The following is a 12,508-nucleotide window of genomic DNA, read 5'->3' as shown; positions in this document are numbered from 1 at the left end:
GCCGATTCCGTTAGTGAATCGGCTCAACTTTTTAGAAGTATTCGTAATTAAGGCGAAAGCTCATCGCCGAGCTTAGCATTGAAAGCTCCCTAGAGGTCATTTGGACCAGATTCCGGTTGCTGTCATAGGCTCGGTTTATTTCCCTGAAACGCTCATTGGTGCTTCCCAAGAAAACCTCTTCCTTGGTGTTTAGTCCACGTTCGTAGGCAAAGCGGGTAGACCGAAGCAATGACCCATCGGCGCTGTAAAGTTCTTCCTTTTCCAGGAGGTCGCCCTGATAGGTATATTCGGTGTAGGTTTCCAGCTGATCCCGGTTGTTAAAGTCTTCGGCTTTGGATAGTTTTTCTCCGTTATAGGTATACTTGGTGTATTCCATGGATCCGATCTGGGGGTGGTACCTTTGCTCCATCATTTTCAGGCCTTGGTCTGAGTAGGTATAGGATTTTGTTTGCAGGTTAATAAAGCCCGAGTGCAGGTTTGCTACGAAATGCTCAATTTTTTCCAGTTGGCCTTCCCCATCGTACTCATATAGATCGTAAGAGCCTACTCCGGTAATCTTGCCCTCGTTGTACAAAGGAGAGCTAACCTTACTGACCCTTCCTTGGGAATCGTACTCGTATTGTGCGGTGATGGCAACTGGCTTGGAGTTGTCGTTGATGTTATACAGGACAGTTTGCTTGAGGCGGGCATTTTCGGCGTAGGAGGGTAGCCCTTCCTCGGTTGTATTGCAGGCCCATAGGGAGCAGACAAAGAGGAAGACAAGCGATCTGGCGAGTGCAATGTCGGAAAAAATCATGGCAAATGGGTTCGAATGGTTTAGTTACAGTTTGCTTTGAAAGATAGTGTGTTTGGAGGAATTTTGCAAAGATGGGGTTTTAGGTTAGAAGTGAGTCGACCGTTCTTCGCATATCCCCAAAAAGTCAGCCACTGGCTGACTTTTTGGGGATCATTCGTCACTATCAATTGGTTAGTCACTCAAATTATAGGGAACTATTTATATGTTAATCCCAAACCCTACACACCGAAAAAATCTTTAAGTCGCTCAGGGGACAGTTTCACCGTTTTCCCTTTGGTGTAAGATTGAATACTTTTGCCTAGTCGCTGCTGTACAATCTGAACATCAAAGAAGCGGTCATTACTTACTTCTTTTGAAATTTCGTAGATCTTGCCTTTCCTCCTCCGCATGACTATTAGATTTTATTAAGTTAATCAAGTTTATTTATTTCCGTTGAATCTCAAAATCCTGGCTTTTTCCAAATCCGCTATAGTCAAACGTTACCAACGTATTTCCGGCATTGGCCAGAATCACGGAATGGTAAACGAAATAGGACATGTTGCCGGCATCAACAGCATCCTCTCGGTTAACTTGGAGAATACTGCTGATATATTCTCCTCTTAACTATCTATTTGGGAGCATGGGTCCTTGGGGTTACCGGCCCTTACTCTCTTCCAGTGATGGTTTTTAAAAGGTCGAAGAAGCCTTTTTTTCGCTCAGATCCGATGCTCCAGTCTACGGGGACACTCTGATACCCCTCTTCGAACCCCTCGTCTTTCATCCGAAAATCAAAATACCCCCAGGAGGCATAGGCGGATACGGCCGCAATAAAGTTGTTCCACTCCTTGTCAAAGTCAAAATGGTCGTCCTCGTTAAACACGATTGGTTTTGGGGTGTAGCCTTCTACCGCACGGGTTTCCTTCACCATGGAGACGATTCGGTTGGGGTCGGAAACACCGTTACCATGCAGCAGGAGGTAGTCGGCCGATTGGACCACATTGGGCAGCGGGATAAAGCCGCCCCCGTAGCTGGTGCTTACATAAAAACGGTATCCGTCTTTTTCGATGGACTGTGCCAGCTCGATCAGTTCGTGAACCCGGCCGGGCTGCAGGATTTCGTGATCGTAGCGGACGTTGGATTCGTTGTTGATTTCGATCAGTACATTTCGGTACCCTTTGGCATGTAGCCACTGGGTTGCATTGCGGACGGCCCGTTTGACCGCAATCTCATCTTCGAGGCGCTCGTCCTGCCCAAAATAGAAAAAGCCTACCATGGGAACCATACCCAGTTCGTCTGCCCGGTCAAGGATACGCTCCAGTCGTTTCATGTAGGCGGGGATCAGTTCTCCGTGGCGGGTAAAGGCCGAATTGTGCCAAGGTTGCTCCCGGGAGTATCCCTCCGGGCTTCCTCCCTGCAGGTTGATGGTGAAGGAGAGCAGTCCATGATTTCTCCAGGTTTCCATGTGCTGGATAAACTCATCCGTGTTGCGGTTCGCATCCCAGTGTCCGGTATCTGGGTATTTCCAGCGGCTGACCGTGCGGGTGTTCATGTCGTCAAATATACCCTGAACCATGCGGGAGTTCATCAGCAAGCCTTCGATTTGGTGTTTTTTCCATTTTCGTTTTTCGTAGGTGGGCTTGCCGTTGATAAAGAATTTTTCGCCCCGTATCTCTACGGTGGTGTGGCGGGTTTGCTGTGCCTCGGTTGGAGATAGGACGAAGAAATAGAGCAGCACTAGTCCCAGCAGGGATCGTATCATGGTTGAAATGGGTTTTGGGTTCATGAATGGAAAATACTCCGGCCTTTGCTAGGTACGGCACAGGCCGGAGAGGAATTTTTACACGGTCTTAGGGTCTGGGTGCTGGTAGGGTGCTCTGTAAGGTCGGCGAAGACGCTTGGTGGCCTCCTCATCGCCCACTACTACCATGGCCTTGGGATCATAGACCAGTGGCCTGCCCAGTTCCATGGACAGGTTGGCTAGAATGCAGCTTGCGGTGGAAATATGGCCTTGCTCCACATCTGCTACTGGCAGGCCTCCTTTTTCGATCGCCTCCAGGAAGTTGATCATCTGCCTGCGGGTGGCCGGTGCCGCATGCAGTTCCATGCCGTCTTCGGTTAGGTCTTCAGGGTATTCTTCGCGCTCGTAGAGGGCCGTTCCGGTGATAGTTTCCCCTTGCCCCTGCGGGATAAACTCATACTTCATTACCGACGCTTTAAATGTACCCTTTTCGCCGTAGATCTTGTAGGCCCATGGGTATTCGGGATCTTGAGGTGTGCCCCACGAGCGGTGGTTCCAAACGCAATCCAGTTCGTCGTAGGAGAAGGTGGCCGTCTGTGTGTCTGGGGTGGTGGATATTCCCCCTTTTTGTACGTAGATGCCGCCGGTAGCGTAGACCTGTTTTGGCCAGCCCAGGTCAAGCATCCAGCGCACTGCGTCAAACATGTGCACGCACATATCTCCCGGTATACCGTTGGAATACTCCATCATGGTGCGCCACCAACGCCGGTGGGGCAGACCCCGATAGGGAAGTTTGGGGGCTGGACCTACCCAGCGATCGTAATCAAAGAAGTCTGGTACGGACTCGATTTCCGGATTACCGTTTGCCCGCATGTGGTAGTAGCAACACATTTCGGCATGGGATATTTTTCCAAGCATGCCAGTATCAATGATGTTTTTCTTGGCCTCTACCAGGTGTGGAGTACTTCGGCGTTGGGTGCCTATCTGGACTACCCGTCGATATTTGCGTGCGGCAGCCAGGATAGCTTCTCCTTCGATCACATCCACCGAAATGGGTTTTTGCAGGTAAACGTGGGCACCTGCTTTGATGGCATCAATCGCGTGTAGGGCGTGCCAGTGATCAGGGCTTCCTACGAGTACGATTTCCGGTTTGTGTTCGCGAAGTAGCTGTTGGTGATCGTTGTAGGTTTGAGGCTTTTTGCCGGAGGCTTGGCGGGTGGCAATCAGGTCTGCCGCTTGGTCACGCATATTTTTATCCGGATCAGCAACGGCCACGACCTCTACGGGGGCTACTTGAATAAGTCGAAAAAGGTCACTTTTACCATACCATCCTGTCCCGATCAGGGCTACCCGGTAGGGGTTTTTTCGGGGGCTAAAGTCCATTGCCTGGGCACCAAGGGTTGTTAAAGCAAGCAAAGCACTGCTGCCTTTGATGAAATTTCTTCGGTTAATGGGAGTGTTACTCATCGATTTTGCGAATTGGTTTTGTCTGGAGAAATTGGGTTAAACAGGTAGTCAATATAGGAAAAAATACACGCAGTCCTTACTGGAAATGGGATAAGATTGCATTTTGCACCTTTTACGAGGCTTGCTGGCGGATAAAAGGCGCGTAAATTCGGGTAGCTTCTATGAGGTGCTTTGGGTTATTTCGTTATTTTTGGGGACACTGAATTTTTCATTGAACCAGCCTGAAGCCTATGAACCGACACCAATTTCTCCGAACCTCCCTGGCTGTGGGAGCTGCGCTTGTATTTACCCCTTATCGGCTGCATGCCCGGCACTCGGGAAGCAGCCATCAGGAAGCCGGGGTGCCCTATTGGAAGGAGATGGTAGCCGCCAATGACCGACATGTAACCGCTCTGATGGACCAAGGGGAGGAGGCCAATCGGCACGGGGGCAGGAGTGGAGGGTATAATTTTGCGATGATTGCCAGTTCGTATGCGTGCCAAGATTCCCAGTATCACCAGGATCGAAGGCTTTTGGGCCTGCTGGAGACCACCATTGTACAATTAAAGCGCAGTCAGCAGCCCGACGGGACGATCAATGCCGGTAATTTGGAATCGCCACCGGATACGGCTTTTATCATGGAGCCACTTTGTGCGGGGATTTTTATCTTAATGGCCTTGGGGGATGATGCGCTTGATTCAATCCTGGCATCGGTCAAAGCCTTTGTGCTGAAAGTGGGTGAGGCCTTGGTGACAGGTGGAGTGCACACCCCCAATCACCGCTGGGTGGTATGTCATGCCTTGGCCCGGCTGAATCAATTGTATCCAAATCCGGTCTATGTGCGACGGATAGATGAATGGCTGAGCGAGGGAATATTTATCGACGAGGATGGTCACTATCCGGAGCGAAGCATGAATTATTCCGATGTGGAAAACAATGCCTTTCTAACAATGGGTCGGTTGCTTGGCAGACCGGGACTTTTCGATTCCCCCCGAAAAAGTCTGGAGATGATCTATTACTATATGGAGCCAAATGGCGACTTGGTGACCTTTGACTCTAGGCGCCAAGATCAGTACGCCAATAGGAGCATCGTGGTGCAATACCTGCATTACCGATTTCTCTCTCTTGAGGAGGGAAATGGCCGCTTTGCTACCATCGCCCGACAGATTGAGGGGTTTCCGGGCTTCGATCGGATCATCATCGGGGAGGCGCTCTTCTATTTTATGGAAAACCCGCAGCTTCGAAAACCACTTCCTCCTGCAGAGTCAGTGCCCACTGATTTTGAGCGTGTGTTTGCCAGTAGCTCCCTGGTCCGGATCAGAAGGGGGAATACCGCAGTAACCCTATTTGGTGGGGTAGATTGGCCCTTGATCATTGCTTCGGGCCGGTCAGTGAGCCCCAATTTTTTCAGTTATCGTAAGGGGAGAGCTATTCTCAAATACCTACGCATGTCGCCGGCGTTTTTCAGTATGGGATACTTCAGGAGCGAGGGACTCCGCCACGAGGGCAACAAATACCTGCTCTATCAAAAGCTAGAGGCTCCTTATTACCAACCCCTCCCCGACAACCTGAAAAATGCAGCGGGCGACTATGAGCTCAGCCCCAGTGTGGACGGAAGATTTTGGAGCAAGATGGCGTTTGCGGATCGCCCAGTGAGCAATGTGAAAACGCTGGAGAGTACCGTGACGATGACCGAGGATGATGGGAAGGTGACCTTGGAGTTTGAGGTAACCGGCCTAGAGGGAGTGCCGGTTACCTTGGAGATGAATTTTGATGAAAGTGGCTATTTTGTGGGACTGGAGCCGGCTGACGGTTCGGGAGAGAATTTTTTCTTGCCCAGTGGCGAAGCCGAGTATCAGTGTGCAGGGGATCGGATTACCTTTGGGCCAGGTATCAGGGAACACGGGCGTATACATCGGCTGGAGGGGGAGCAATACAGCGTGCATTTCGGTACGTTGCGGACCCGGGGAACCCATGTATATCTCACGGGGCATACACCCTTTCGGCACCGATTGGTTTTTTCCTAAAGGATGAAATGGAAGGCGGGCAAAGGGTCCTAGGCTAAAAGTAGGCATGATTACGGGTATTTTTGTGCAGTATTTTCCAATATCTAGGGTTGGGTCAGATCGCGGTCGGTTATACTGCATGGATCATCTGTTTAAAAAGCAATTTTTTCTACCCGCTTCCATTGCGCAAACCGAAAAAAATGTGGAAATTCCGAGTAATAACCAAAAAACACACCTAATGAAGAAAGTATTCCTAGTACCAGCTTTGGCCATGTTGGGCCTTCTTTTCTTTCAGGGCACTCCCAAGACCACCGTCGGTGTCGAAACGGCACCCATGGCTCTCATGCCGGATATGCCTGCCAATGTAAAGGCAGTAGTGGACCAAAAATGTTATGGCTGCCATAACGCCGAATCTAAAAACGACAAAGGCAAAGCCAAGTTGGATTGGGATGCCTTCGAGGCATCCAAGAAGTCCAAGCAAATGGCTGTCATGAAGAAAATCAACGAAGTTGTGGTAAATGGGGACATGCCGCCCAAGAAATACTTGGAAAACCGCCCCGAAGGTAAGCTTAGCGATGCGGATGTGGCAACCCTTACCACTTGGAGCTCCGGAAAGAAGAAATAGCGTCCATGAAGATTGGCACCATTATCATCAGCGGGATCTTGCTGGTATTTGTAGTCATTCAGTTGATCCCAAATGAGTTGCCTCCAGTGAAGGCTGAGAATCCACAGGATTTGCTAAAGAGTGACCTGATTAGCGAGAGCGTCGGCAAACTTATCCGTAGATCCTGTTACAGTTGTCATAGCAATGAGACGGAGTACCCTTGGTATTCCTATGTTGCTCCGTCCTCTTGGCTAGTGGCTAAAGATGTGCGGGAGGGGCGTGAAGCACTCAATTTTTCCGATTGGGAAAGTCTGGAGATGCTTGATAAGCTCGCTTTACTCGATGACGTGGTGATAGAGGTGCAAGAAGGTACCATGCCCATGGGTATTTATACTTGGATGCACCCCTCTGCGAAGCTCAGCGATGAGCAGCGCATAGCGATTATCGATTGGGCTGAAGAAGCCATGGACATTATTGTTGAGGAAGACGAAGAGGAGTGGGAGGAGGACGCGGAGTAATAACGAAGCCCCCACGTCCAAATTACGTACAAACAGCAGCAGAGGCACGGCAACAAATGTCGTTCTCTGCTTTTTTTTTGTATTCCAAGCCGGTGTATCAGAGTCCCGGCTTAGGGGGATTACGGGTCGTGAGTGTATGTAAGAAGTTGGATGGTGGCTATTGTCAATCTATTGGCTTAACTTTGAAACGAGTCTAAAGAGATAAACCCATGATGATCCCCCTTTTTTTCCTGCTGCTAGTGCTACCTTATGGTGGTATTTTTGCCCAATCGAAGGCTTTTTCAGACGGCCAACCTTGGAAAATGCATGTTATCGACGACACTTCGCTGGGAGCCGACGGGGCTAAGTTGGCGGATGTCAACGGAGATGGATTCCCCGATCTGGTCTCTGGCTGGGAGGAAGGAGGTGTAAGCAGGTTATACATCAACCCTGGTCGATCAGGAGCCGATTGGACTTATGTAGAAGTCCCTTCCCCGGATGTGGAAGATGCATTTGCGGTTGATTTGGATGGCGACGGCTTTATGGATCTGGTTACCCTATCGGAAGGAGCCCATCAACGGATCACGATACACTGGGCTCCAGCAGACTGGGATGCCTATTACCAAAGCGACCAATGGATTAGTCAGGATATTCCCGTCACTGTGGGGATGACCCGATGGATGTTTGGTCGCGCCATCGATGTGGACGGCAACTTTGGGCTTGACCTGATCGTAGGGTCGAAGGACCCAAACGGCCGCATTGGTTGGTTAGAAGCTCCAGAAAATCCACGAGACATGGCGCAATGGAAGTACCATCCCATCAGTGATGCGGGCTGGATCATGTCTATCGAAACCCTAGATATGGACGGTGACGGGACCTGGGATCTACTGATCACTGATCGATACGGGGCAATGAGGGGCCTTCGTTGGCTCAAAAATCCAGGGAATCCTGGAGATCACACCACAGAATGGGAAAACCACTACATAGGCTTGCGGGATGGTGAGCCCATGTTTTTGGGATTTGCGGCTGTGGACGAATGGGTTAAAGATGGAATTCCAGGAATCATTGTTCCGGACCTGACCAACGGTTGGGAGTTTTTTTACCGGGAGGATGGAACCTGGCACCGGGAGTTTATGTCCTATCCCACCTTCAGTGGAAGCAGGGGCAAATCAGTGGCGGTCGCAGATATCAATGAGGACGGAGTCAGCGATTTTGTGGCTTCCTTTGAAGGGGCTCGGGATCGGTCCGGTGTACTGGCGGTTACCGCATTTCTGAGCGATCAGCCAGCCTTTGTGGATATTAGTGGAACGGAAGGCATCAAGTACGATTTTGTGGTCTTGTTGGATATGGACGGCGATGGAGACTTGGATGTACTGACCTGTGAGGAAACTGGAGGCGATGGCAGCAAGCAGGGTCTGGGTATCATCTGGTACGAAAACCCACTTCGTTAAGGCCAGATCAGACAAAAAATCCTTGTTCCTCCGGGGGGTACTTTTTACAGTTTGAAGCGTATTACTACCTAAACGAATCGGCATACAAAAGGAAATTAACCAACCAATGAGCATAACAAAAGAGATATACCTGGTAGCGAGCGGGGATTTGAGACTAGCGGCCAATCGTACCTGTTGGCAAGCACAGGCGGACATGGAAAGCAGATTGGGAAAGGTACTGACATCCATGGGCTTTTCCGTGGTTAGAGGTCATGCCTTTGACGAAGACAAGGGTCACGGTTTCATCGATTCTCAGCGAATGGGCATCGAGGTTTTCAAAAAGCTAGACCCTACCAAACCGTTGATCGTGGCCGAAAGCGTATGGCAATATTCACATCATGTCCTGCCGGGCTTGACGACCCATCAGGGACCCATACTTACCTTGGCCAACTGGAGCGGGCAATGGCCGGGTTTAGTAGGCATGCTCAATTTGAACGGCTCGCTGACCAAGGCTGGCGTCAAATATTCTACGCTTTGGAGCAAGGACTTTGACGATGCCTTCTTCATGGAAAAGCTGTCGCAATGGCTCGAAACGGGTGAGATCACACACGATGTGAGCCATGTCCGGGCATTTGATGCAGCTTCCATTTCTCCGGAAATAGCGAAGAAAGGGGCAGAGTTTGCCCGGCGGTTTAGGCAGAACAAGGCGATCATGGGTGTTTTCGACGAGGGCTGTATGGGCATGTTCAATGCCATCATTCCAGATCATTTGTTACACCCTACCGGGATATTTAAAGAGCGGTTAAGCCAGTCCACGTTGTTTGCAGCCATGCGGGAGGTGAAGGATGAGGAAGCTGAACAGGTGTTGGCTTGGTTACTGCGGGAGGGTATGACGTTTCAATGGGGACAGGGAGATGCCGAATTTACCAAGGAACAAACCCTGGAGCAGTGCAAGATGTATATCGCTGCCCTCCGGCTAGCCGATGAATTTGGCTGCGACACCATTGGCATCCAATACCAACAGGGCCTTAAGGACCTAGTGCCGGCCAGTGATCTGACCGAGGGATTGTTGAATAATACGCATCGGCCACCGGCGTTTGATCCTACAGGAAGAGAGCTTTTCCCGGGCAAAGCCTTGCCCCATTTCAACGAGGTAGACGAGTGTGCGGGACTTGACAGCCTGATAACCTACAAGCTTTGGGATGAATTGGGAATGGTGGGAGACAATACCCTGCACGATCTCCGCTGGGGGGAGTATTTTTCGGGAGATGGCGTAGATGACTTTATCTGGGTGTTTTTAATATCCGGCGCTGCGCCGCCTTCCCATTTTGTAGGTGGTTACCAAGGGGCTTCAAGCGAGCGGCAGCCAGCCATGTATTTCAGACTGGGTGGTGGAAGCCTCAAGGGCATAAGCCGTCCCGGACATATTGTTTGGAGCCGGGTGTACGTAATGGACGATGCACTTCATGCTGACTTGGGAGTTGGCGAGGTGGTGGCATTACCGGAAGAAGAAACACAGCGCCGTTGGAACATGACTACGCCGCAATGGCCTATCATGCATGGCCGTTTGGAAGGAGTTTCCCAAAATCAAATGATGGCACAACACAAAGCCAATCACATCCATGTGGTTTATGCTGACACCAAAGAGAAAGCATTGGAAGCTTGTCAGGTGAAGGCCGCCGCACTTCAAGAGCTCGGAATCCGGGTATCCCTTTGCGGCATCTAGCTCCACGGGTACACTGTATATGGGTAAGTGCCTTCCCATCATCCGCTGGATTGATTAGGAACCACGTGTTCATTGCCGTTTCGCTTTGTTAAAGAAGAGACCTTGACCTAAATCGAAGACTATATGTATATGAAGAATTTAACCATAGGCTGGATGCTGGCAGCGGTTTCGCTGCAGTTTTCCTGCGGTTCAGGTCAGCAGGCTGGCGATGAACGTTTGGAATCGCCTGCTGCCAATGACATTACGGGCAATTTTTACCTTCCCCCCCTCGTAACCCCGGGTGAATCGGGCTACCTTAGTGGAGAATTGATTTACAGGCTTGATAATAAGCCTACACCGCAGGTACATGCCTCTACCATCGTAGAAACGCCATCTGGAATGGTGACAGCCTTTTTTGCCGGTACGCACGAAAAACACCCCGACGTAGGTATACGTGTTTCCAGGCTGGAGGACGGTGCGTGGACTTGGCCGGAAGAAGTGGCGAACGGCATAGAAAACGATACGCTTCGGTATCCCTGCTGGAATCCCGTGCTATTTTTGCCCAAAGAGGGTCCACTGATGTTGTTTTACAAAGTAGGTCCTAGTCCCATGGATTGGTGGGGAATGCTGATGACTTCGGAGGACGACGGGAAGACGTGGTCCAGCCCGACCAAGTTGGGCGAAGATCCCAAAATCGGGCACCTGCTGGGCCCCATCAAAAACAAGCCAATTCAACTGGAAGACGGTACGATTATCAACCCTTCCAGCGTAGAGCTGGTGGATGGAGAGGATGTGAAATGGATGACCCATTTTGAGGTCAGCAGAGACAATGGGGCTACTTGGGAAGTCATTGGACCGATCAATGACGGGGAGGTATTCGACGCCATTCAAGCCAGTATTCTGACGCACCGGGACGGCACCCTTCAAATCTTGTGCCGCACGCGGCAGGGGGTGATCTCCACCAGTTATTCCAAAGATCAGGGACGTACTTGGTCCGAGATGGCCGCGACTTCCCTGCCAAACCCGAGCTCCGGAACGGATGCCGTCACTTTGGCGGATGGGCGTCATTTGCTCATTTATAACCACAGTACAAGAGAAGGTGAGGAGCCAAAAGCACGGAATATTCTAAACCTGGCCTTGTCGTCTGACGGGGAAGAATGGCAACCCGTCATGACCCTGGAAAACGAGCCTATACGGGCGGGATACGCCTACCCCGCCATCATCCAATCATCGGATGGGTTGGTCCATATCACCTACACCTACAATAGGGAGGGAGTCAAGTACGTGGTCATAGACCCCACAAAGCTTTAGTTGTCCGGAGAAATTTACGGCGATTTAAATGAATCTATCCATCATTATTCTACTACATATTCATGTCTGAAAAATCATTTACCATGCCTTTGGAAGGGATTGTGCCTCCCTTGGCGACCCCACTTCTGGACGATCAAACCCTTGACCTAGTTGCGCTGAAGAAACTCGTCAATAGGATGTTGGACGCGGGTGTTCACGGTCTATTTGTGTTGGGTACTACCGGGGAATGCACCAGTCTCTCCTATGAACTCCGGCGTCAGCTTATATCGGCTGTCTGTACCTTGGTGTCTGGGCAGGTGCCCGTATTGGTTGGGATCACCGATACGGCTCCGGATGAAAGCGTCGCTTTGACCGATTTTGCCAAGCAGGCGGGTGCCGCGGCCGTAGTCGCTGCGCCGCCGTATTATTTTGGTCTATCCCAACCAGAATTGGTGACCTACTTTGAGCGCCTGGCAGACAGGCTTTCGTTACCGCTCTTTCTGTATAATATGCCTTCGCACACCAAGACCATGATTAGCCTGGATACCGTGGTGCAACTGGCCAAGCACTCCAACGTGGTGGGCTTTAAGGACAGTTCGGCGAACGCTGGGTACTTGCATGCGCTGATCTATGCTTTCAGGGATCAGCCGGAGTTTTCGATTTTCGTGGGACCCGAGGAGATGATGGCCTCCTCCGTGCTTATGGGAGCACATGGGGGTGTCAGTGGCGGGGCAAATATGTTCCCGAGGTTGTATGTGGACCTTTATCATGCAGCCAAGGCAAACGACAGGGAGACCATGCTGCGCCTTCAGTCAAAGGTGATGGAGGTGTCGGAGAAAGTGTATGCCCTAGGAACCTACGGGTCCAGTTACCTAAAGGGGCTTAAAGGAGCTATGTCTTTGCTGGGACTCTGCCAAAATGTACTGGCTGCGCCTCACACAGCCTTTGGGCCTGCAGAGATGGAAAAACTCGAGTTAAATTTGAAGAGCATAGAAGGAGTATAAACGACACAAAAAC

At 50.7% G+C, this 12,508-nt stretch carries 11 protein-coding genes; 7 read left to right on the top strand and 4 right to left on the bottom strand.

Features of this window, described 5'->3' with window-relative positions; translation table 11 throughout:
• Positions 1–31: 31 nt before the first annotated feature.
• The 4 genes from JJU34_RS03535 to JJU34_RS03520 form a co-directional block, all read right to left on the bottom strand.
• Complete coding sequence (locus JJU34_RS03535) at positions 32–796, bottom strand: hypothetical protein (protein WP_228690948.1); 765 nt, start codon at positions 794–796, stop codon at positions 32–34.
• 218 nt (positions 797–1,014) lie between these two features.
• Positions 1,015–1,185: a hypothetical protein gene (locus JJU34_RS03530; RefSeq protein WP_228690947.1), complete on the bottom strand. Its 171-nt coding sequence runs from the start codon at positions 1,183–1,185 to the stop codon at positions 1,015–1,017.
• Between the two features lie 254 nt (positions 1,186–1,439).
• Complete coding sequence (locus tag JJU34_RS03525; RefSeq protein ID WP_228690946.1) at positions 1,440–2,534, bottom strand: hypothetical protein; 1,095 nt, start codon at positions 2,532–2,534, stop codon at positions 1,440–1,442.
• 78 nt (positions 2,535–2,612) lie between these two features.
• Complete coding sequence (locus JJU34_RS03520) at positions 2,613–3,980, bottom strand: Gfo/Idh/MocA family oxidoreductase (RefSeq protein ID WP_228690945.1); 1,368 nt, start codon at positions 3,978–3,980, stop codon at positions 2,613–2,615.
• 230 nt (positions 3,981–4,210) lie between these two features.
• Between JJU34_RS03520 and JJU34_RS03515 the strand changes: the two genes are divergently transcribed.
• The 7 genes from JJU34_RS03515 (at position 4,211) to JJU34_RS03485 (ending at position 12,495) form a co-directional block, all read left to right on the top strand.
• Positions 4,211–5,986: a hypothetical protein gene (locus tag JJU34_RS03515; protein ID WP_228690944.1), complete on the top strand. Its 1,776-nt coding sequence runs from the start codon at positions 4,211–4,213 to the stop codon at positions 5,984–5,986.
• Between the two features lie 217 nt (positions 5,987–6,203).
• The gene (locus JJU34_RS03510) at positions 6,204–6,590 is read left to right on the top strand and encodes a heme-binding domain-containing protein (RefSeq protein ID WP_228690943.1); all 387 of its coding nucleotides are present in this window, start codon (positions 6,204–6,206) and stop codon (positions 6,588–6,590) included.
• A complete protein-coding gene (locus JJU34_RS03505) occupies positions 6,566–7,087 on the top strand; it encodes a heme-binding domain-containing protein (protein ID WP_228690942.1) in 522 nt (173 codons plus the stop codon). Before JJU34_RS03510 ends, JJU34_RS03505 begins: the two co-directional genes overlap by 25 nt.
• 209 nt (positions 7,088–7,296) lie before the next feature.
• On the top strand, positions 7,297–8,517 hold the full coding sequence (locus JJU34_RS03500; RefSeq protein ID WP_228690941.1) for a VCBS repeat-containing protein: 1,221 nt from the start codon (positions 7,297–7,299) through the stop codon (positions 8,515–8,517).
• Positions 8,518–8,623: 106 nt separating this feature from the next.
• The gene (locus tag JJU34_RS03495) at positions 8,624–10,222 is read left to right on the top strand and encodes an L-fucose/L-arabinose isomerase family protein (RefSeq protein ID WP_228690940.1); all 1,599 of its coding nucleotides are present in this window, start codon (positions 8,624–8,626) and stop codon (positions 10,220–10,222) included.
• A gap of 129 nt (positions 10,223–10,351) precedes the next feature.
• Positions 10,352–11,512: a sialidase family protein gene (locus JJU34_RS03490; protein ID WP_228690939.1), complete on the top strand. Its 1,161-nt coding sequence runs from the start codon at positions 10,352–10,354 to the stop codon at positions 11,510–11,512.
• 62 nt (positions 11,513–11,574) lie between these two features.
• Positions 11,575–12,495 carry a dihydrodipicolinate synthase family protein gene (locus JJU34_RS03485; RefSeq protein WP_228690938.1) on the top strand — a complete coding sequence of 307 codons (921 nt, stop codon included), beginning with the start codon at positions 11,575–11,577 and terminating at the stop codon, positions 12,493–12,495.
• The last annotated feature ends 13 nt before the right edge of the window (positions 12,496–12,508 follow it).

Source organism: Lunatimonas sp. (assembly GCF_020832325.1).
GTDB lineage: Bacteria > Bacteroidota > Bacteroidia > Cytophagales > Cyclobacteriaceae > Lunatimonas.
Note: the sequence above shows the minus strand (reverse complement) of the source record. Positions and strands in the feature narration are given on the sequence as shown.